We start from the raw sequence: 20,827 nt of genomic DNA on the forward strand, positions 1-20,827 counted from the left end.
GATAGCGGCTATATCAAAACAGTTGATATTGGCTCGCTAACAGTTTCACGCTCATGGCCAAGGACATAGTCACCACTAATGGCTTAATGATCTTAGTGCCCTTGGTCACAACTAAGCGCGAGCCTAAGGTGGCGCCGATTGCCTGCCCGGCAAGCATCACTAAACCAAGCACCCAAATCACTTTGCCACCCAAGGTGAAGAAGATAAGCGAAGCGATATTGGTCGAGAAGTTTAATACCTTGGCATGTGCCGTCGCTTTTGCCAGACCAAAACCGGCCAGCGTCACAAAGGCCAGCGCGAAGAAACTCCCTGTGCCAGGGCCAAAAAAGCCATCGTACAAACCCACACCGAGCGCGGCGGTAAAGGCAAAGGCGGTAGGTGTTAACACTTGATGACGGTCATCTTCCGAAATCTTTTTCGAAAACAGGAAATAACAACCAATAGCGAGGATTAAAAAGGGTAAGACTAACTCCAGTACTTTGGCATCGACCAACTGCACCAGAATCGTGCCTAAGGCGGCGCCCGCAAAGGCACAGATAAGGGACAGTTTAACGGCCTTCAAATCGACCAATCCCTTACGCACAAAGTACAAACTCGCAAAAAAGCTGCCACCGCAGGCCTGTAATTTGTTAGTCCCGAGTGCCACCGCCGGCGGTAAACCCGCCCACATTAACGCAGGGATAGTCAGCAAGCCCCCGCCACCAGCGATAGAGTCGATAAACCCCGCCACCATAGCCACGCCAAAGAGTAATGCTGCAATTTGTAAAGTCAGTTCAAATTCCATGATTGTTATTATTGAGTAATAGGAGCTAAGGCTTCACATTAGACTGCGTTTGCCTTATAAACGCAAAGGAGATATTGTCGCGCTAGCGTGAGTAAAGCTCACACTAAATACCCCCTATCATTTACTCGATTCGGATACGCCTATGTTTACTTCCTTGCCGCCCCTCAATGCATTACGAGCTTTCGAGTCTGCCGCCCGCTTGCAAAGCATGACACTTGCGAGCAAAGAACTGCATGTCACCCACGGCGCCATCAGTAAACAAATCCGTGTATTAGAAGAATTCTTAGGTTTTGCCCTCTTTGTGCGCCTGCATAAAAAAGTCGCACTCACGGACGAAGCAAAACGCTACTTGCCCCATGTGCAAGCGGCTCTGCAAACCTTATCAAGCGCCACAGCCGATTTACGCAGCCAAGGTTCACGACCACAAACCCTAGCGATCAATGTGTTACCCAGTTTAACCATCAACTGGTTAATCCCCCGGATGGAGCAATTTAAATCTCGGCATCCGCATTTGTATGTGGATCTTTCGATCGGTGACTTTGCCGTCGACTTCAGCCAGGGCCGTTACGACATCGCCATTCGCAGCAGCACTCAACTCCCCAGAGGGGTTAATTACATCAAGCTGATGGATGAAGACTTGTGCTTAGTGTGCGCGCCGTCACTCGCACCTAAACTCAAAAGCATCGAAGACATCAATCAGGTTACGCTACTTAAACACACCACTCGGCCAGAGCTGTGGGAGTATTGGGCGGATAAAGTGGGGCTGGTCCTCACGCAGGCGCAAACCTTTGGCGTCGAACATTTTTATATGTTGAGTCAAGCCGCAGCCAGTGGCATGGGCGCGGCACTGATCCCACGTTTTTTTATCGAAGAACAATTGGACAATGGCAGCTTGGTGATCCCGTTTCAAGCGCCTTTTACCAGCCCATACGCTTATTACTTGCTCACGCCCAAATCCCCTAGCCTGCCGCTAAAGGTACAGGCCTTTATCGATTGGATGCTCGAGTTATTTGCCCCATATCGGCAATCGTCAGATAACGACAAAGCCTAGATAACAAAAAACCACCTGAGCGGTGGTTTTTAACGGCTTATCTGGCGATAGGCTTAATGATGGCAATGTTCATCGTGAACATGGTCGTCATCCATAAACTCATCATCACCGTCTTGATGTTGCATTACGCCCCATCCATCGGTCATGCCGCCGAACTCGGCCGCAAAATCATTGAGAATGGTTTCTTGCTCAACCAAGTCATCGTAGTCTGGCACCATGTTGATGCATACGATGATTTCCCACTTGCCAAGTTCATCGTTAAGGTTCAGCTCAACTTCGCCTTCTAAATCGGAGTTAGCTAACTCTTCGAGTGCAGTTTCAGCATCGCGCTGATCATCGAAAACTAAAAAGAAATCAACATCGAGGGCTTTAGTGAGGTCAATTCCGGCTTCGGCCATCGCAGCCAGCATTTTGCCATTATCGTCGTCTGGAAATTGCATATCCTACTCCACAGTATCTGGCTTATTCAGCCGCAATGATTTGAACCGATTCACCATTAAAGCTGACGATGTCACCCGCAACGACTTTTTTACGTTTGCGCGTTTCCACTTCGCCATTGACGGTAACCAAACCTTCATCAATAACATGCTTTGCTTCGCCACCGGCATTCGACATGCCTTGTACCTTTAATACTTTGTACAATTCAATAAAATCTTCGCCAGGATACAAAGCTAACTGATTAATTTGCGCCACTTAAACACGCCTCAAAAAATAAACCTGCGGCATTATAGCAGCATGTCCAATGGGATGCAGATAATTTAACTTATCTTTGCCTTTCATCGGCGAGCAGCCCATAGGCGCATTCATCCTGCCACTCATCACCTATCTTAAAATGCTGCCGAAACACGCCTTCAAGTTGAAAGCCACATTTCTCCATCACCCGGGCTGAGCCGATATTGTCTTTGGCGCAGTGCCCAACCAATTTATGGACAGACAAACTCAAACAGGCCCAATCAACAACCGCCTGTAAACTCTCAGTGGCATAGCCTTTACCGTGCCCCGCGTGCGCCAGCAAATAACCGACCTCGGCACGTTGCTCCTCCACACTTTGACAATGAAGTCCGGTTAAACCAATAAACTCACCGCTATCTAGGGTTTCAATCACCAGTGTGAGCCAATCGCCAGAGGCATAGTCCCAGGTGGCTGAGCGCTGCTCAAACTTTTGCCGGATCACTTCGGGAGCTTCAGGAATACGCACATAGCGATTGATGTCAGGATCTTGATGTAATGCCAAGAAGTGTGGCCAATCCTGCTCCTGTAAACTGCGAAGTCTTAATCTGTCGGTATAGAGTTCAAGCATAGCGGCTCCCCAATGGATGGACGAACTAAAAAAAATGGCAGCCAAACGCTGCCATTGTCTCGGCAAGGAGACGATTAACCGCGGCTGGTCACTTCGAGTAAGTGGTAACCAAACTGGGTTTTAACTGGACCTTGAACCACGTTTAATGGCGCACTAAACACCACTTCATCAAACTCACGCACCATCATCCCAGGGCCGAATGAACCTAATTCACCACCTTGAGCACCTGATGGGCATGAGGAATGGGCGCGGGCGATTTGCGCAAAATCGGCACCGTCTAGGATCTGTTGTTTAAGTGCTTGGCACTGCTCTTCGCTGCTCACTAACAAATGTCTTGCTGTAGCCTGAACCATGGTAAAACTCCCTGAATAATCCTGAGACATTTGCCCCAAATATCATATGGTTCCCGTTTTTATGACATCTAAACGGGATGTGAATGTTGAGTATAAAAACATTCTGTTTAATTAAAAAGTCTTAAACTGCGCCGTAATTAATTTTGTTATCGATAACGGCGCAACATAATTGACTCAGTGTTAAGCCTTAGTCGCCGCAATCCAGCGATCAATTTTCTGTTCCATCACCGCCATAGGTAGCGAACCAGAGGTGAGGATCTGATCATGGAAGGCTTTTAGATCAAACTTATCACCCAGGGCTTTTTCAGCACGCTCACGCAGTGCAAGAATTTTTAGCTGGCCCACTTTGTAGGAGAGCGCTTGACCCGGAATCGCCATGTAACGTTCAACCTCGGCAATAATATCCGACTCGGCCATGGGCGAATTATCCTTCATATATTGAATCGCTTGCTCGCGGCTCCAGCCTTTGGCATGTAATCCCGTATCCACCACTAAACGCATCGCACGCAGCATTTCGTCTGACAGCTTACCAAAGTATTGATAAGGGTCGCTAAAGAGCCCCATTTCGATGCCTAAGTATTCAGCATAGAGCGCCCAGCCCTCTTCGAAGGCTGTATAGCCAGTGAAACGTTGGAACTCAGGAACGCCAGTGAGCTCTTGTTTAATGGCGATTTGGAAATGGTGACCAGGCGCGGCCTCATGTAATGATAACGTCGTCATGCCCCATTTCGGCTGAGCTTTTAGATTATAGGTGTTGATATAAAACACCCCTGGACGACTACCATCCACAGCCGGCGATTCATAGGATGCGCCCGCAGCCGACTGCTCTCTAAAGCTTTCAACCGGTTTAACCACATAGTCGGCCTTTGGCATCACATTAAAATACTGTGGCAAAACTTGGTTAATCTTATCTTTTAACACCATATAGCCATCGATTAGGCCTTGGCGATCGTTATAGAAGTATTGTGGTTCAGACGATAAGGAGGCGAAAAAGGCTTTTAAGTCACCTTTAAAACCCACCTGCTCACGGACTTTGTCCATCTCAGAAAGAATGCGCGCAACCTCATTCAGACCGATTTGATGAATTTCATCCACTGGCATGGTTGTGGTGGTATGGGAATTGGCTAAATGCTGATACCACGCCTTACCGTTTGGCAGACCAGACCAACCGTCGGTTGCACGGGACTTTGGCAAATAAGTCTGCTTGAAGTAATCGCGCAGCCCCGTTAATGCAGGCACTAAACGCTCATTAATCATCGCCTGATAACTTGCCGTTAGCTCAGCTTTATCTTGATCCGAAAAACCTTCAGGGAAGTGATTAATCGGTGAATAGAAAATGCTTTGGCTAGCATCCGTAGTAAGCATGGCATCAAGCTGTGGAATAATCCGCTCAACTAACACGCGCGGTAACACCACTTTACTGGCAATACCTTCATTCATGCGATTCTCGGCCAATTGGATCCAATCAATAAAGCCGTTAACACGCTGCTCCCAGTTGCGATAATCCTGTACTGTGTTAAAGGGCTGCGCACTCTCACCGCTACCCAGTTGCACCATAGTGATCACTGTGCTGTAGAACTGGCTGATCGGCATAAAGCGTGATGGGAAGGTTTCGTCCACTAAGGCCATTTCGCGGTCATACACAAACAGCGCATAGCTGAGTTGTAAATCGGCTGGCAATTGCTCAAGGTCAATCGCTCTCACTTGCGCTAAATAACGGGTATTAAGGTCATGACGCGCCTTAAGATATTCCTCGGTTAAGTCTCCACCAAACTGCGCGTTGTAATCATTTATACCGACAAAAGTGGCATAAATCGGCTCTAACTTTAAGTAATCTTTAAAATAGGCATCAACTAAGGCTGCGTATTTAGACTCAGCGGTTTGAGTTTCAGTTTGCGCCGGAGCGGCTTGGGTCGTACCTTCCTGTACTGCTGTCGTTGTTTCCGGCTTTGAGCAGCCTTGTAAAGCAAACACTAACGCTATCGTTCCCGCTAATAAACTTAATTTCATCTTTTATATTTCTCCTTTTGGGTCCGTGATAGCCAAACTCTTCCTATACTTAGTTCAAAGTCTGCTTACGGGATTCATCTATGATCTACTCATTTCGTAACTCAGGTTTTAGGGATCCTGAAACAGGGGTCTATAACCAAACCTATTTCATGGAAGTATTCAACCGAGAGTGGCACAGGCACATACGTGAGCAACAAAGCTTGGCGTTATTGTATCTGTGCCCTCACATTCATGAAACCGTCAAACAACCCCATTTACTCGAATTCTTTACTAAACAGGTACAAGAAGCACTGCTACGGGCGACAGATTTGATTGCAAGGTTAGATCACAACCATTTTGCGTTAGGACTTTTCAATATTGATGAGGAAGGTACTGAGGTGGTGTTAAAGCGTATAGAACAACATATTCAGGAATTTAATCAAGAATTTGGTAAAAATCACAAACTGAAAATCGATTATAAACTCGCTGCCTGCCTGTGCTTACCGACCCAAGAAAAGCGTATTGAATCCTTATTTAATAATGTCTCAAAGCTGTCACTCGAACTCGAACGCAATCAGCAACAATCGCAGGTGTTAGTAAAGCTTCAATAAAGAAAAAGCCCCTTACGGGGCTTTTTAGATCTGCATTGCGAATACAGTGAATTACAGTTCGACATTGTGCATACGCGCTTTCTCTTTAATATAAGAGATATAGCTGTTTGCACTCTTCTCAGTCTTCTTATCCTTCGCGGCTAATACAGCGCGGTTATAAGCTGACTTGTACTGTTTCAAACTTAAATGGGCTAGCGCCAATTCGAAGTTTGCTTCACCAGGATGTTCAATACCTAAAGAGATGGCTTTCTCAAGCACAGGGATCGCTTCAGAGTATTTCTCATTCAAGCTCAGTAAACGACCTTGTTTCAGGTACAGCTTGCCATCGTTATTGATAGCAGCCGCTTTTCCATAAAACTCAGCAGCTTCTTTGAACTCTTTCGCGTTTTGGTAGAAGCCAGCCAAAATCTCATAAGATTTTGCATCTTCAGTGATGAGGCCCGACTTCATGTTCTTTTGGAATACTTTAGCTGCTTGATATGGCGCACCTTTCTGTGCCATCAGCTGAGCTAAACGAGTGATGTTAGCTCCAGAATCCAAGAAACCATTACGGTAAGCCAAATCATAAGTCGCAAGCGACTTATCATAGTCTTCTACCATCAGATAAAACTGTGCTAACTGAACCCATAATCTGCCATCATCCGGGAATAACGGCACCATGACTTCTAACACACCAACGGCTTTTTTATACTTCTTCTGGTTGAAGTAAGACGTCAGTTTCATCTGATACAGACCTTTATCAGGAGCTTCGGCGAGTGAAAGACCTTTATCAGCCACTTCAATCACTTTGTCCCACTGTTTCAGTTCAGTGTAAGCAATACCGATACGACGATACATTTGAGAGTCAGCCTTACAAGTGAAGTCCATCCACTTGTAATAGTAAGGAATCGCTTCCTTAAACTTCTTCTCTTGTAACAACAAGTCGGCATAGAGGCGCAGTGTTGCCGCGTGATCTGTTCCACCTAAAATATCCGCTTCAACAGCTTGTTTCAGGTACTTGATCGCAGTATCCATCTTGCCTTTTTCGGCATAGAAGTTACCGAGCATACGCGCAACATACGCTTTATCGAAATCGTTCTTTGGGTTGGCTTCCAACAATATGGCAATCGCTTCATCAAGCTGGCCATTGGTGTAAGCTTCAAAGGATTTCTGAACCTTCTTGGCAGCACTTTCACCTACCGCTTTAGATTGGCGCTTATCAATTTCACATTTCTCAGCTGCAACAGCTGAAGAAATAGATAAGGCGCCACCACAAAGAGACAGTAATAACGCAACTGCGATTTTATTTGCATTACGCATTGTTATTTGCCTCCTTTATCTAAAGTGAAGTCTAGTTGTACTGTCATGCCTGGTTGTTTAAGTGGCTTGCCATCAACAATCTTTGGCTTGTACTTCCACTTTTTCAGTGCACGTATTGCTTCTTTATCGAATAAACGTTTAGGTTCAGCTTGGATAACTTCAACGTCATCTACACCACCTAATTCGTTAATCGTAAAGCGTAATTGTACCCAACCTTCTTTACCGTCACGCGCCGCAGCAATTGGATATTGTGGTTCGATACGGACGATAGGTGTTGCATCACCGTCACGCGTCATCATATTACCCAATTTGAAACCACCGGCACTGTGACCACCGGCTTCAACCCCACCCATATTGAACGACATAGACGTATCAATATTTGATGAAGTGTCTGGTGGCGTAGTATCAGGCTTCTGTGGTTGCTCTGGTGGTGGTGGCGGCTTAGGCACTACCCTTGGCTTATTCTGTGCTTTTGCATCCTGTCTATCCATGGTGATTTCAATTACAGGGGTCTCGGCCGATGTTTCAGCGCGTTGCGCCCCACCACCGACCAAGAACGCCATAAAAGCGAACAGACCAAAAGTCACAGCAGCACCAATAATGATTGATACTAGTGCTCTTAGCATATTAATCGTTCCCCGCAGATACCGAAATCTTATCTATACCAGCCGCTTTGACTTGGTCTAGAACTTTAACAACTAAGCCGTGTTGCGTATCTTTGTCGGCCTGGATCAGCACAGCTGCTTCAGGCGCTTCAGCTAGCATACGCTCAACGTTTGCAGTTACACGCTCGATATCAACCTGACGGTTTTCCATCATGATCACGCCAGTTTTGCTGACGCCGATAAAGATGTTAGCCGAAGGCTTAGAAGTCGCTTGTGAAGCTTTTGGTTTGTTATAGTCCAAACCAGATGGTTTCACGAATGACGTTGTTACAATGAAGAAGATCAGCATGATGAACACGATGTCGAGCATCGGTGTCATATCAATTTGCGCTTCCTCGTCTACACTGGAATGCTTTTTACGTGCCATGTTCAATCTCTCTCTAGTGGTGCGGCATGCTGTCTTTTAGCTTTTCTAAGCTGATTTTCATTTTGGCATCAAGGCGAGTACTGAAGAATACTCCCGATAATGCTGCAACCATCCCCGCCATAGTGGGCATTGTTGCCATTGAAATACCAGCCGCCATTAAACGAGCATTACTCGTCCCCTGAACTGCCATCACATCGAACACTGAAATCATACCGGTAACAGTACCTAACAAACCTATCATAGGACAAATCGCTACTAAGGTTTTAATGACCAGCATACGTGCATTCAAATCTTGCTTCGCTTGGGACAGCCAAGCTTCACGGATACGGTGTGCATACCAAGAGGTAGTTTCCTCTCTAGCATCCCATGCAGCTATGATTGCTTTATGTTGCTTTGGTGATATCCAATTAAGATACCAGTAACGCTCAAGCATCAATACCCACATTAAGAACAGCACAAACGCTACTAACCAGAGGACGTCGCCTCCGGAGGCCATGAAGCCCCTGACGGAATCCCATATGTCCATCAGGTGAATCATCATTAGTCAGCCCTCTTCTCAGCGTGCGCTGCGATGATACCAGCACTTTGCTCTTCCAGAACTTGCACGATTGACTTGCTACGAGCAACAACAACTGCGTGCATTAACATCAGAGGCAGAGCCGCAACCAGACCTTGAACTGTAGTGATCAGCGCCATAGAAATACCGCCAGCCATCAGTTTTGGATCGCCAGTACCGAACAATTGGATACTTTGGAAGGTTGCAATCATACCGGTTACTGTACCTAACAGACCCATCATAGGGGCGATAGCAGCCAGAACTTTGATGATTGAAATGCGAGACTCTAACGCAGGCGTTTCTTTCAGAATCGCTTCGTCAAGTTTCAGCTCTAATGTTTCAACGTCAACGTCTTTGTTCTCTTGATACACTTTCAGGATACGACCTAATGCGTTGTTACCTGGCTTATCAATGTTCTTACGTTGGCTGTTCACACGAGCGCCGATGATAGTCATAGTCACTAAACGTTCGATAGAGATCAACAGACCTAATGCTAACAGAGCGATAATGATGTAACCGATTGTACCACCCGCTTCTAAACGATCTTCAAAGCTTGCTTTGTTAGTGAAGATGTTTAACAGAACGCCACGAGCTGGGTCGATGTAGAATGGTGCAGTACCAGAAGTAGTTTGTTCCCACTTACCTACTGCACTAACTTGGTAGCCTTCTGGCTGTTGTGATAACTCTTGAATTAAACCTAATTCAGGGTTGTAAACAACATACTTGCCATCAGCAGTTAAGTTGTAAGTACCGATACGGTGAATCGTGGTGTTTTTAACGCTACCATCGATACCGGTTACAGAACCTTCGAATTTAACAACCTTACCAGATTGTGCCATTTCGAATAATTGTTCTTGCCAGAATTGCTCTAACTCTTCGATTTTTGGTAATTGCTTACGCGCACCTAAATCAGCGATGAACTTATCGCGATTTGGGTATTGAGCACTTACGTTTGAGCTCGCTAATTTACCAGCGAAATCGCCCGCTTCACCTTTAACCACACCGAACATCTCACCCAAGTCACCTTGAGCAGTTTTCAGGTCTTCTTCTAACTGAGCAATTTTACGCTCGTTGTCTAAGAAAGCTTGGTTTAGGTCTTTACCGCGTTGCTTCTCAGCCGCTAAAGCATCTTTTTCACGCTTTAACAGAGCCGCTTTATCGCCACGCTCAGCTTGGAACTCTTGTTCACGTTTGCTGTTAACTTTGCCTTCAGCAGCGCGATCAACTTTAACTTGCTGCAATAATTGATCGATGGTCTTAGGCGCATCAGCAGCGCTAGCCATACCAGCAGTTAAAGAAAAACTTGCAGCTAATACAGCTGTAGTAATTAACTTCTTCATTATTGTGCAGTCTCCGCAGCAGGAATTGGTAACGCGAATAGATCTAGAGCGCCTTGTTTACGGGCAATGCGGATACCTTTGGTCAGTTCACGCAAATAGCTGTCATCTAACTTATCCCAACCCTTAGATTCTGGGTTGTACATCCAGCCAGTCTTTTGATCTAAGCTCTGAGCATAAAGAGCTACGCGACCTAAGTTAAAGAAGTCTACTAATACTTCTTTACCGTCTAAGGTCAATTTACCTTGGTTAACTGCAACAGCACTACCGTATTCACGCTCGATGCTGTACGCATCCAGAATCAAACGGTATTTTTCAGCTAAAGTTACTTCAGCAGTGTTTAACAGTGTTTTTAACTCTTTAACGCGGTTAGCGCGAACTTCAGAGTTAAATGGCAGGTCTAATTGAACGAACTGTTCTAAAGACTCAACCATTTTAAACATTAAAGGCACAACGCCCTGACGCAGTTTATCTACGCCGTTAATGTCAGTTTGAATCGCGTCCATCGTTTTTTGTTGGTCAGCGACTAAGCTGGCAACGTAATCGTTATAGGACTTCAGTGATTCACGCTCATCAGCAACAGAACCATACTCAAAAAGCATGTCTTGTGCTTGATCGAAATACTTATCAACATTCTTTTGCGACGCAGCAGCATCAGCATGGATCATACTATCCGCTTTTTGCACGTCGGTAAGAGGATCTGCAACTACTAAGTTGCTGCTCGCTAATGCCAGCACGCCAACAAGTGCAGTAGCGATTTTTGTTCTATTGCTTACCTTGGACATAGTTCCCAACCAATTTGAAGTGAATAAAAAAGTTAACTTAACAGCAACATCACTTTAAGCAAGACTTACTTTAGTAAATGCTTACTGTAAGTCCATCTTTCTCTTGTGATTCTTAGTTTTTTCTTCCCTTTCCTATGCCTTTACAGGCATAGACCCGCTGGCATCATTTCACAAAATGTTGACCTGTGTCAACATTCGGGACACGTAAAAACTAGTGTAAAGAAGTCTTAGTTATGAATTTTTTTACGAAAGGTGTTTTTTTAAACAAACTGAGTCAAAGGGAGTAAATGCAGTTGGTGAATATGAGAAAATTCAGCTTAAAAATATTTGACAGGTACTACTTTTATTGCCATTAAACTATCTGTAGGTATGCAGCTTTTAATGCCGAACTTAATAAAAGTGCGCCCAAGGATATTTCCCGAGCGCACCTAGATTTGACTAATACTCTGAATTAGAGAGCTAAATTAAAACTTCTGATTCAGGTTTAAGAACCAGCTACGTCCAAATAAACGATACGTACTTTCGTCTGTATTAGCATTGAAGCCTGTTTCAATATATGGAGGCTTTTCATTGAACAAGTTAGTCACACCAAGAGTAACTGTTGTATTAGTTTTAAATGCATAACTTGCAGTTAAATCATGATACATCACACTTGGGATCTTATAAGTTGGTAAGTAACCATACTCACCTAGTAAATCTGACTTGGTCCAGTAAGTTAGATCTTGATAAGTCATGCTAGAGATATAGTTAGTACGGTACGTTACAGTTAAATCATCAAGTTTGTACGCGGTCGTGAAGTTCCACTTGTCTTTAGCATAGCTAGTATCGTTAATAAACGTACCTGCTACATCACCAAAGCCATAGCTATATTCCACGGTGCCATCAGGCATTTCAGTTGTTTCGAAAGAGTTTTCGCCACGTTCAAGGAAATGCGTCCACACAAAATTGAAGCTGAAGTCACCAAAACCAGTTTCTAATGCATAATTAGCTTCAAAATCAACACCTTTTGCAGTCATGCGAGCTAAGTTTGTGTTACGAGCTTCGATATAATCAATCGATCCATCGGACTTACGATTAACGTTTTGGCATAAAGTATCCAAACCACCAATATAGCAAGCATCCAGAGAATCAATTGGATCGATTGCTGTAATAACGTTATCAATATCTACAGCCCAATAATCTAAAGTAAGGCCTAAACCTTCAATAAAGTCAGGAGAATAGGCAACCCCAACAGTGAAAGTATCACCTTCTTCAGGTTCTAACTCAGGGTTACCACCAACTTTAGCCAGTTGCTGTTGGTCATCGTTATTTAAGCCGCCAGCAGGAACTCCATCGGCCATACAACGCGCTTGAGCATCCGCAGTGAGATTTGACCAGTTGTTTATACGGCAAGGATCTGTACCTGCATTAAAGGAATCACCACCAGGTGAATAGAGGTTACTAATCGTAGGAGCACGGAATACTGTACCATATGTACTACGGGCAAGCAGACCATCGAAAATAGCCCACTCTAAACCAGCTTGGTAAGTTGTCGCACCACCGAAGGTATTGAAGTTATCATAACGAATACCTACAGGCATTTCTAAACGTTCAACACCTGGTAAACCTTCTAGCAATGGCACACGGAATTCAGCAAAAAGCGAGTTCACATAGAAAGAACCAGAAGTCCCCTGACCTTTGTTACCAGACACTTGGCCCATGTACTTTCCTGAATCCACTTGAGAAACTAATTTCTCAGAGCGATATTCATAACCAAAGCCACCACTTACAGAGCCAGCTGGCAAATCAAAAATGTCACCACCTAAGAATGCCGTAAATGTATCGAGAGTGTATTTAGAAGTATCGACTAAAGGAGAGGTAATGTAATCTAACATCTCCTGAGTAATACTACCAGCACCACCGAATAAGTTTAGAGAAACGCAGTCAGCAATTGGGTTATCAGCTGTACCGCAGACGATGTTTCCATTTGCATCCTCAAAAGATGGGCCAAGTGCCTTAGCTAAGTTAGGACCATACAATTGACCAAAGTCAGTGCTTTGGATTTGTTCAATACCATAGTTATAGTTTACATCTAAAGACCAAGTGTCGTTTAGAGCAATCTCAGTACCTATAACTTGCTGAGCACGAAGCACATCCTGCTCAAATGAACGACCACCTTCAATCATACGACGACGAGCTTGTCTTACATCTTCACCGAATGGGTTGTAATAGTTGTCTTTAGATACACCATTTGAAGCAATACCTGTCGTCGGGTTAATAACGGTGTAACCTGGATCTGTACCCGTGTTAAATGGAACTGCCGCTAATTCTTGGCGAGAATTACGTTTGTTTATGCGAGTTTCAGAATAAACAGTTACTGAATCATTTAGCTCTACACTACCATCAACGTAAAAGTTTATCTTTTCGTACGGTGTTTGTAAGTAGTTTACTGGATTATAGTTATAAGTATCTGTTGCACCAGAATACTTCCTCATATCACTTAATGTAGCAACGCCTGAACCCACATCACCATTATCGCGACAGGTACCATTTGTAAATGAACCTGATTGGCTAAAGAGGAAAAAGTTACCGCAAGGGATAATCGAACTACCAGCATCAAAAGCGTTCGCACCATCTCTTCCTGGTGGAATTAAGCCGTTTTGAGCAAAACTTTCTGGATCATCTATATTCCATGGATGTTGGAAAAAGTCGATATCAGTTACATCACCTTGATAAACTTCATCCTGCTTAACATAATCGAGGTTTACAACGAAATGACCAGAATCGAATTTCTTACCAGCTAATAAACTGAAGCTTGTTTGTTCACCAGCACTTACATCAAAGTTCTGCTTGGTCTGAGCATTAAACTCTACGCCATCAAAATCACGCTTAGTAATAATGTTAACTACACCAGCAACAGCATCTGCACCATAAGTAGCTGAGGCACCATCTTTCAGAATTTCAACACGCTCAATCATTGATGCAGGAATACCTTGCATATCTGATGAAACTGGACGGCGACCATTAATAAGCACCAACGTACGAGATGCTCCTAGGCCCCTTAATTCAACATATGCATCACCATTACCACCGTTGTTAGTAGTTGTCGCAATTGGTGAGCCAGACATAACAGATGTCGATTGTAAAAATTCACCAATATCCTGAACACCAAGACTTGCAATTTGTTCTGATGTGACAGTGGTTACTGGAGTTGCAGTTTCTAAGTCAGTTCTTTTAAGACGAGAACCTGTTACCTCAATACGTTCTACTTTATCAGCGCCGACTTCATCAGCAGCCATCACTAATGGCACGTTTAGCGCAGTTGCAGCTACGCCACCAATCAATGCGAAACGCACAGACTTGGCTAAAAAGTTATTCTTATGCATTGTCTATCTCCCTGGACATATTATGTCTTTATTATAATCCGCTTATTTAATAAGCAGTTTCAAACAGGAGTACCTCGAAAAACTACGGAGCACTCAGCGAAAACAATAAAATCACATATAAAACCTTTAATCAACATAAAATAAACAAATAAAACAAAATGAAGACAAGATAATCATAAGAGAACTGAGGAAGCGTCGGTAAAAACAAAAACGCCAGTCATTGCTGACTGGCGTTTTTTGTTAACTTTTAGTTATCTAGTTTCTAGATAAACAGTTGAGGCTTAAAGCGTATAGCGGATACCAATGGCGATGCCGTCGTCTTCTGACAATGACATTCTTGCTTCTTGCGCTTTATCTGAGCTGGTAAAGTCGCTGTAATCTTTACGTGCTTCAACATACAGAACCGTGTTTGGATCCCAAACAAAGTGTAAACCTACGACTACAAACTGACGCTTGAACACATCATTAGGATCGGCGTTAAAGTTAGGTTGAATAACATAATCTTTACCAGCATCCAGAATGTTGTAAGACACAAATGGACGTAAACCGTTATCAAACTTGTAAGAAACTAAAGTTTCAACACCATAGGCATCTTTGATCAAGCGGCCAATGTTATCGGTATCGTGGTTTTCTTCTTTGTGAACGTTGGCCGCAACATATAAGCCATCTTTATCGAAGTCGCCCCAAGTTGCGCCCACGCCGTAGATCAGATCAACAGCGGTTTTTTGATCGCCATTGCCATAGGCAATATCAAATTCACCACGGTTAATACCCGCCATCAAGCTTAGCTTATCTGTCGCTTTGTAAGTTACAGAGCCGCCATAGGTGTAATCATAAGTGACTTGTTGTGCTTCTTTCTTACCTGCGTTCCATTCCACTTCACAGGCTTCTTCTGTGATGTTTTCGATATCACAGGTGTAGAAGCTGCTGTTTTTCAATTGCGCCTGAACCGCAAAACTCACATCACCAATGCTGTTACGGTATTGAACAACTTTGTCACCACGACCAACACCGTTTACTGCACCGTCGTCTTTGTTAAAAGTGTAAACACCTGCCGCGTTACCATCCCATACAAAACCGTAGTTGGTGTTGTAAACCACGTCATACCAAGCACCCCATTGCTTACCAATAGTGATAGTGCCGTACTCATCGTGGCTAATGCCCGCGTAACCTAAACGGTTGTAGAAGAACTCATCTTGTACAGATTCGAAGCGATTGTTGTAGACAATATCGCTGCTGCCAACAGGGTTCACACCCCATTCCAATTTAGCAAAGGCGTTCCAACCGTGGGTTAACTCACGGCTGAAACCAAAATTAATTCGTGAAGCACCATTAACAACCTCAGTTTCACCTTGAGTGTTGATTACACGCGCATCGATAAAGCCACCGATTTCTACCGCATTTTTATCATCTTTGTAGATTTCGATTGCAGATACTGTTGGGGCGAGAAAGAGTGCTGCTAGCGCAGTTGCTACTAACGTTTTGTTCATTTGGTGCTTAACCTTTTCGTTTATGTTTTATCAACGTCATTCCGTTGTTATATTTCCTTACAATTTCCCGGTGAGAGTAGCAAATTTTCATTACACTCTCCAAGCGAAACCTAAAGATTATGTAGAGAAACATCACAAAAACAGCGTGTTTAACCTCTATAAAACAGGTTAAAACACTACAAAGACCAGCAAACAAAACACAAAACACACAATGGAAACACTAAATTAACAACAGCTGATTCGACGTAATGCTGGTGTAATTTAGTTTCATTATTGAAAAAACAGGCTCTGCAATAGGGCCAATTTGCTTATCAATGTAGTACTGATAATCAATTGTAGACGATCTATGCGAAACGGGTTCAGGACCGTTTACAGTAATTACATAATCAATCTGTGCCCCTCGCTTGCCAAAGGATGCCTTTCCTGTTAACTCACAAAGCTGGCGCGCGACTTTCACATGGGGAGAAGACTTAGCCGTGTATTCGTCTAAATTTCGGCGCATACGTTTACTAAACACTAACTCATCATCGCGCTTGCCCGCTTGAAGTTCGCCGATAACATCAGCCAAATAACCACTAATATCCCGTTGGTTAAACATGCGCTCATAGAGTTCAGCCTGCACCTTGCGGGCTAAGGGGCTCCAATCGCTACGAACCTGCTCCATTCCCTTAAAAGTGATTTCTAACGCTCCGCTATGGTTACGCCAAGCTCCAACATAGCGCTTTTTACTCCCCTCCTCCGAGCCCCGCAGGGTCGGCATAAAAAACTGTTCGTAGTGGCGCTCAAATTGCAGCTCGAGAAAACTTTCTAGCTGAAACTCCTGCGCAATTTTACTTTGCCATTGCTGATTCATTCGCACGGCAATCTGCTTACCTAAGGCATTAATATCACTGAGATCGGGTTCTGGGCCTAAATAGACGAAGGTGGAGTCCGTATCCCCATAAATGACTTGGTAGCCCATCTCCTCAATCCACGCGCGGGTTTGTTTCATAATTTGATGACCGCGCATGGTGATGGAGCTTGCCAGTTTCGCATCGTGGAACACACAGCCTTGGGAGCCTAAAACCCCATATAGCGAATTCATAATGATTTTAATCGCTTGCGATAAAGGCGCATTCGCCTCCCGCTTAGCTTTCTCACGTTGCTCTGAGAGATTTTGGATGAGTTTGGGCAGAATAGGTTGATGCCGATTAAAACGCGCGCCCAAAAAACCCGGAACAGTTTCAGGCTCATCTAATGCAGATCCGTCCTCATTATCTAAACCTTCAATCAACCCCTTAGGATCAATCAAAAAAGTTCGGATAATCGATGGATAAAGGCTTTTAAAGTCAAATACTAAAATATGCTGATAAAAACCAGGGACAGAATCCATCACATAACCGCCAGGGCTTTCAATCCCTTGGCTAGCAGGCTCAGCGGGCGCGACGAAGCCCGCTCTATGTAAATGCGGTAGATACAAGTGGTTGAATGCGGCGACCGAGGCGCCTACGCGCCCCAGTTCTAACCCCGTTAACTCGGCACGAGCGAGGGCAAAATCCCACAATTGAGTATGTTCAAAAATATCCCACACTAAGCGACTATCGGTCAGATTATAATGCGCAAGGCCTTGTTTATTTTCGGCAAATAACGCATCAATCTCTTGGGCTCGATTTTCCACATCATGAATCGCTTTACCTTCACCGAGTAAAGCTTGGGCGACAAACTCCAAGGAGAAACGCTCAAATTGATAAAAGGCCGCCTTTAACCAATCGATACCATCGAGCACCACACGCCCTGGCAAACTTAAGGTTTCTGGCCGAAATTTATTCTCAACTTTCCACTCAAGGAGCGCGCCACCTCGACCAATACGCAGCGGGATCCGGTGCAGTAACGCACGTCGATATAGCAGGGCCAAGTCAAAGGTCACCACCGACCAACCAATAATCACATCGGGATCAAACTCTGTAAACCAGGTGATGAGACGATGGATAAGTGCGGCCTCATCGTTCACCCATTCGATATAGATTGCAGCATCTGGCTGCGCCTCGCCCACCACAATGACTTTTTCATAGGGCTGAGATTGCGCATCGCGTCCATAAAGGGCCACGGAATAGAGTAAACCGTCAAAACTGCATTCAAAATCGAGGGAGATTGAGCGCAGTTTAATTGCAGGCTGCGGCGCAACCGCTTTGGCGCGTATAGCGCTAAAAACAGGCAACTGTCCATCTATGCCTGCTTTGCCGACAAAATGCCCTAAAAATGCCACATCGAGCGCCACAAAACGCTCGATTAAAAAACGCTGTTCGGGACGAATATCCGCCTCAAATAAGGGAATCCCCGCATCCGTCGCTATCCGCTGCAAGTGACGAAACACACTACTCGATGGGGCATATATCGCCGCCACGCTTTGTCTTTTAAAGCTTTTAAGTGCAAGCGGCACAAAGCGCAGCGCCAGCCCCGGCGTCTGTAACTGCAATGCCGCCATATCGCTTTGATGACAAAAACAAATGTACTCAGAGTCCGGTAACTCCACCAGCACAGGGCCTGAAACGGTGGCGAGATAATACTGCAACACAAGCGTTGCACCGCGCGTAATAGCATGGCGCGTGAGGACGCGTCCCTGTACACTCACAGGCGCAGCCGTGTCAGGCGTCAGACTCTCGGGGGGATTCAACTGCGGTTTCACTCTAAGGCTCTCGCTGTTTATTGTTTCTCGGGACACAGAATAAAATTGCCATAAAATGGCAGAAAAGTTTCTTAGGCTATGCAATCACTGTTATTATGTACAGCATTAATTCGATAAAGTAGTGCCGCATGTTACCTGACAACGTAAAAAACCAGATCCGCGCTATCTATAAAGATATTGCCGCGGCTTTGCCTAATTTTAGGCCACGCCGCGAGCAAAATTTTATGGTGGCAGAAATCTCTAAGACCCTAGCTGGCGACTATGACAAAGATAGACGCATCATAGTGGTCGAAGCGGGTACGGGGATTGGTAAATCATTGTCTTATATTTTGGGCACGATCCCGCTTGCGCTCGCGAGTAAGAAAAAGGTCTGTATCGCCACGGCAACCGTGGCGCTGCAGGAGCAGTTACTGCACAAAGACTTACCGTTTTTTCTCGAACAATCAGGGCTAAACTTTCGCTTCGGTCTGGTTAAAGGGCGCCAGCGTTATGTCTGTTTATCTAAACTTGCCATGCTGATCGGCGATGATAACAGTACCCAAATGGCCATGTGGCAAACAAAACCGGATAACAGCCAAATTGCCATGCTGCAGGAGCTGCTAAGCGATTTTAATGAAGGCCGCTGGAACGGTGAAATCGATACGCTATCGACACCTATACCTGACCATCTCTGGCAACAAATCGCCTGCGATAAACACAGTTGTCACCGGCAACTCGCCAGTCATCGAAATTGCCCGTTTCACAAGGCCCGAGAGGATGTGGATACCTGGGATGTACTGATCGCCAACCACAGTTTGCTGTTTGCCGACTTAGAGTTGGGTGGCGGGGTGATTTTGCCCGATCCCGAAGACGTATTTTACGTCATTGACGAAGCTCACCACTTACCTATTGTTGCCCGGGACTTTTCTAGCGCACAGGCAACGCTTAGGGGCGCCGCCGATTGGCTCGAAAAAGTCGGGAAGACCAGTGCAAAGTTACAAAATCAGATAAAGAGCAACAATATCATCGCCCCAGCGCAGGCGATGCAGGATCATATAGGTGACTTAATCGCTCAGCTCAATCAAGTCGCCCACTACTGTGACACTCAAACCAAACAGTTTGCCAATCCCGAGAGCCGCTATCGGTTCGAACACGGTAAATTGCCCGATGCACTAAAAATTCCCGCCGAGAATCTCGCGGCCACCTCTAATCTTGCCCTTAAGCAATTTAACAAGATGCAATTATTGCTGGCCGAGGCGATAAAAGATGGCGATATTCCTAAGCATCAAGCGGAAGCGTTACAGGCCGAAATGGGTTTTATGCTGCAGCGACTCGAAAATCTACAAAAGCTCTGGAAAATGATGGCAAAGGAAGATTCCACGAAAGGCGCGCCCCTCGCCCGCTGGATTGAATTGCTCACAGGCAAACAGGTCGATTATCTGTTTAGCGCCTCACCGATTGAAGTCGGGTTTATGCTCGAGTCTATGCTGTGGCAAAAGGCCGCTGGCGTCGTGCTATGTAGTGCAACGCTTCGGGCGCTGAATAACTTCGACCATTTCGCCCATCAAGTGGGATTATCGGTAAAGGACGGCAGTCGTTATCTCGCCCTGCAATCCCCCTTCGATTATCCGAATAACGCCACGCTCTACTTACCTAAGATGAAAACCGAGCCGACGGACGATGCCTATACCGCTGAGCTTGCCGAACACATTTTGGAGCTGATTGAAGGCGAAATGGCCACCTTAGTGTTGTTTGCATCTTACTGGCAAATGGAGAAAGTCGCCGAGTTGCTCGAGGGCAAACTCACGCAGGAAATTCTTATTCAAGGTAATGCCCCGCGCCAGCAATTGCTTGAGACTCATAAAGCCAAGTGCGACAAAGGTGAGCCGAGTATCTTGTTCGGCACCGGCAGTTTTTCTGAAGGTCTAGACTTACCCGGAGATTACCTCACCAATCTCATCGTCACTAAACTGCCCTTTGCCGTGCCAACCTCACCCGTCGAGCAAGCCCATGCCGAGTATGTGAAAATAAAGGGTGGAAATCCGTTTCTGCAACTCACCATTCCTGATGCATCGCGAAAGCTAATCCAAAGTTGTGGTAGATTACTGCGTAAAGAGCAGGATTACGGCCGAGTCACTATCCTAGATAGACGATTAGTGACCAAACGTTACGGCAAATCCTTACTAGACGCTCTGCCCCCCTTTAGACGAGTCATTGAGTAGGATTAAGAT

Annotated in this window: 18 protein-coding genes; 3 read left to right on the forward strand and 15 right to left on the reverse strand. The window is 45.1% G+C overall.

Annotated elements, in window-relative coordinates; translation table 11 throughout:
* Positions 1–13: 13 nt before the first annotated feature.
* Positions 14–784, reverse strand: a complete 771-nt coding sequence (locus tag K0H59_RS13230) for a TSUP family transporter (protein WP_220053375.1) — start codon at positions 782–784, stop codon at positions 14–16.
* 142 nt (positions 785–926) lie between these two features.
* Between K0H59_RS13230 and K0H59_RS13235 the strand changes: the two genes are divergently transcribed.
* Positions 927–1,835, forward strand: coding sequence for a LysR family transcriptional regulator (locus K0H59_RS13235; protein WP_220053376.1), 909 nt, complete (start codon positions 927–929; stop codon positions 1,833–1,835).
* A gap of 53 nt (positions 1,836–1,888) precedes the next feature.
* Here the strand turns inward: K0H59_RS13235 and K0H59_RS13240 are convergent, their stop codons facing one another.
* From K0H59_RS13240 to K0H59_RS13260, 5 genes are all read right to left on the reverse strand, one after another.
* Positions 1,889–2,275 carry a ribonuclease E inhibitor RraB gene (locus tag K0H59_RS13240; RefSeq protein WP_037417296.1) on the reverse strand — a complete coding sequence of 129 codons (387 nt, stop codon included), beginning with the start codon at positions 2,273–2,275 and terminating at the stop codon, positions 1,889–1,891.
* 22 nt (positions 2,276–2,297) lie between these two features.
* Positions 2,298–2,528: an RNA-binding S4 domain-containing protein gene (locus tag K0H59_RS13245; RefSeq protein ID WP_011623208.1), complete on the reverse strand. Its 231-nt coding sequence runs from the start codon at positions 2,526–2,528 to the stop codon at positions 2,298–2,300.
* Between the two features lie 70 nt (positions 2,529–2,598).
* A complete protein-coding gene (locus K0H59_RS13250) occupies positions 2,599–3,135 on the reverse strand; it encodes a GNAT family N-acetyltransferase (protein WP_011717513.1) in 537 nt (178 codons plus the stop codon).
* A 74-nt stretch (positions 3,136–3,209) separates the two neighbouring features.
* The gene (locus K0H59_RS13255) at positions 3,210–3,488 is read right to left on the reverse strand and encodes a peptidylprolyl isomerase (protein ID WP_011623210.1); all 279 of its coding nucleotides are present in this window, start codon (positions 3,486–3,488) and stop codon (positions 3,210–3,212) included.
* A gap of 180 nt (positions 3,489–3,668) precedes the next feature.
* The gene (locus tag K0H59_RS13260) at positions 3,669–5,498 is read right to left on the reverse strand and encodes a DUF885 family protein (RefSeq protein WP_220053377.1); all 1,830 of its coding nucleotides are present in this window, start codon (positions 5,496–5,498) and stop codon (positions 3,669–3,671) included.
* A gap of 80 nt (positions 5,499–5,578) precedes the next feature.
* Between K0H59_RS13260 and K0H59_RS13265 the strand changes: the two genes are divergently transcribed.
* Positions 5,579–6,088: a diguanylate cyclase domain-containing protein gene (locus tag K0H59_RS13265; RefSeq protein ID WP_011717515.1), complete on the forward strand. Its 510-nt coding sequence runs from the start codon at positions 5,579–5,581 to the stop codon at positions 6,086–6,088.
* A 51-nt stretch (positions 6,089–6,139) separates the two neighbouring features.
* On the opposite strand, the gene K0H59_RS13270 is transcribed toward K0H59_RS13265, so the two are convergent.
* From K0H59_RS13270 to K0H59_RS13310, 9 genes are all read right to left on the reverse strand, one after another.
* Entirely contained in the window at positions 6,140–7,387 is a 1,248-nt protein-coding gene (locus K0H59_RS13270; protein WP_220053378.1) for a tetratricopeptide repeat protein, read from the reverse strand.
* Positions 7,388–7,389: 2 nt separating this feature from the next.
* A complete protein-coding gene (locus tag K0H59_RS13275; protein WP_011717517.1) occupies positions 7,390–8,013 on the reverse strand; it encodes an energy transducer TonB in 624 nt (207 codons plus the stop codon).
* A gap of 1 nt (position 8,014) precedes the next feature.
* Positions 8,015–8,419, reverse strand: a complete 405-nt coding sequence (locus K0H59_RS13280) for a biopolymer transporter ExbD (protein WP_011623215.1) — start codon at positions 8,417–8,419, stop codon at positions 8,015–8,017.
* Positions 8,420–8,432: 13 nt separating this feature from the next.
* Positions 8,433–8,960 carry a MotA/TolQ/ExbB proton channel family protein gene (locus K0H59_RS13285; protein WP_011626575.1) on the reverse strand — a complete coding sequence of 176 codons (528 nt, stop codon included), beginning with the start codon at positions 8,958–8,960 and terminating at the stop codon, positions 8,433–8,435.
* A complete protein-coding gene (locus K0H59_RS13290) occupies positions 8,960–10,315 on the reverse strand; it encodes a MotA/TolQ/ExbB proton channel family protein (protein WP_011717518.1) in 1,356 nt (451 codons plus the stop codon). The genes K0H59_RS13285 and K0H59_RS13290 overlap by 1 nt, the downstream gene beginning before the upstream one ends.
* Positions 10,315–11,097, reverse strand: coding sequence for a DUF3450 domain-containing protein (locus K0H59_RS13295; RefSeq protein WP_011717519.1), 783 nt, complete (start codon positions 11,095–11,097; stop codon positions 10,315–10,317). The genes K0H59_RS13290 and K0H59_RS13295 overlap by 1 nt, the downstream gene beginning before the upstream one ends.
* Positions 11,098–11,561: 464 nt before the next feature.
* Entirely contained in the window at positions 11,562–14,462 is a 2,901-nt protein-coding gene (locus K0H59_RS13300; protein ID WP_088210761.1) for a TonB-dependent receptor domain-containing protein, read from the reverse strand.
* Between the two features lie 281 nt (positions 14,463–14,743).
* Positions 14,744–15,952, reverse strand: coding sequence for a porin (locus tag K0H59_RS13305; RefSeq protein ID WP_220053379.1), 1,209 nt, complete (start codon positions 15,950–15,952; stop codon positions 14,744–14,746).
* Positions 15,953–16,172: 220 nt separating this feature from the next.
* The gene (locus K0H59_RS13310) at positions 16,173–18,605 is read right to left on the reverse strand and encodes a DNA polymerase II (protein ID WP_220055606.1); all 2,433 of its coding nucleotides are present in this window, start codon (positions 18,603–18,605) and stop codon (positions 16,173–16,175) included.
* A 140-nt stretch (positions 18,606–18,745) separates the two neighbouring features.
* On the opposite strand from K0H59_RS13310, the gene dinG reads away from it, so the two are divergent.
* Positions 18,746–20,818 carry an ATP-dependent DNA helicase DinG gene (dinG, locus tag K0H59_RS13315; RefSeq protein ID WP_220053380.1) on the forward strand — a complete coding sequence of 691 codons (2,073 nt, stop codon included), beginning with the start codon at positions 18,746–18,748 and terminating at the stop codon, positions 20,816–20,818.
* Positions 20,819–20,827: the final 9 nt, after the last annotated feature.

Origin of the sequence: Shewanella sp. FJAT-51649, from assembly GCF_019457435.1 — a bacterium.
Lineage (GTDB): Bacteria > Pseudomonadota > Gammaproteobacteria > Enterobacterales > Shewanellaceae > Shewanella > Shewanella mangrovisoli.

Excerpts from the sequence above, each read along its gene's own strand:
- K0H59_RS13240 (WP_037417296.1), bottom strand. The coding sequence starts at position 2,275 with ATGCAATTTCCAGACGACGATAATGGCAAAATGCTGGCTGCGATGGCC.
- K0H59_RS13230 (WP_220053375.1), bottom strand. The coding sequence starts at position 784 with ATGGAATTTGAACTGACTTTACAAATTGCAGCATTACTCTTTGGCGTG.
- K0H59_RS13305 (WP_220053379.1), bottom strand. The coding sequence starts at position 15,952 with ATGAACAAAACGTTAGTAGCAACTGCGCTAGCAGCACTCTTTCTCGCC.
- dinG (WP_220053380.1), top strand. The coding sequence starts at position 18,746 with ATGTTACCTGACAACGTAAAAAACCAGATCCGCGCTATCTATAAAGAT.
- K0H59_RS13280 (WP_011623215.1), bottom strand. The coding sequence starts at position 8,419 with ATGGCACGTAAAAAGCATTCCAGTGTAGACGAGGAAGCGCAAATTGAT.
- K0H59_RS13290 (WP_011717518.1), bottom strand. The coding sequence starts at position 10,315 with ATGAAGAAGTTAATTACTACAGCTGTATTAGCTGCAAGTTTTTCTTTA.
- K0H59_RS13265 (WP_011717515.1), top strand. The coding sequence starts at position 5,579 with ATGATCTACTCATTTCGTAACTCAGGTTTTAGGGATCCTGAAACAGGG.
- K0H59_RS13235 (WP_220053376.1), top strand. The coding sequence starts at position 927 with ATGTTTACTTCCTTGCCGCCCCTCAATGCATTACGAGCTTTCGAGTCT.
- K0H59_RS13250 (WP_011717513.1), bottom strand. The coding sequence starts at position 3,135 with ATGCTTGAACTCTATACCGACAGATTAAGACTTCGCAGTTTACAGGAG.
- K0H59_RS13300 (WP_088210761.1), bottom strand. The coding sequence starts at position 14,462 with ATGCATAAGAATAACTTTTTAGCCAAGTCTGTGCGTTTCGCATTGATT.
- K0H59_RS13295 (WP_011717519.1), bottom strand. The coding sequence starts at position 11,097 with ATGTCCAAGGTAAGCAATAGAACAAAAATCGCTACTGCACTTGTTGGC.
- K0H59_RS13270 (WP_220053378.1), bottom strand. The coding sequence starts at position 7,387 with ATGCGTAATGCAAATAAAATCGCAGTTGCGTTATTACTGTCTCTTTGT.
- K0H59_RS13275 (WP_011717517.1), bottom strand. The coding sequence starts at position 8,013 with ATGCTAAGAGCACTAGTATCAATCATTATTGGTGCTGCTGTGACTTTT.
- K0H59_RS13260 (WP_220053377.1), bottom strand. The coding sequence starts at position 5,498 with ATGAAATTAAGTTTATTAGCGGGAACGATAGCGTTAGTGTTTGCTTTA.
- K0H59_RS13255 (WP_011623210.1), bottom strand. The coding sequence starts at position 3,488 with ATGGTTCAGGCTACAGCAAGACATTTGTTAGTGAGCAGCGAAGAGCAG.
- K0H59_RS13285 (WP_011626575.1), bottom strand. The coding sequence starts at position 8,960 with ATGATGATTCACCTGATGGACATATGGGATTCCGTCAGGGGCTTCATG.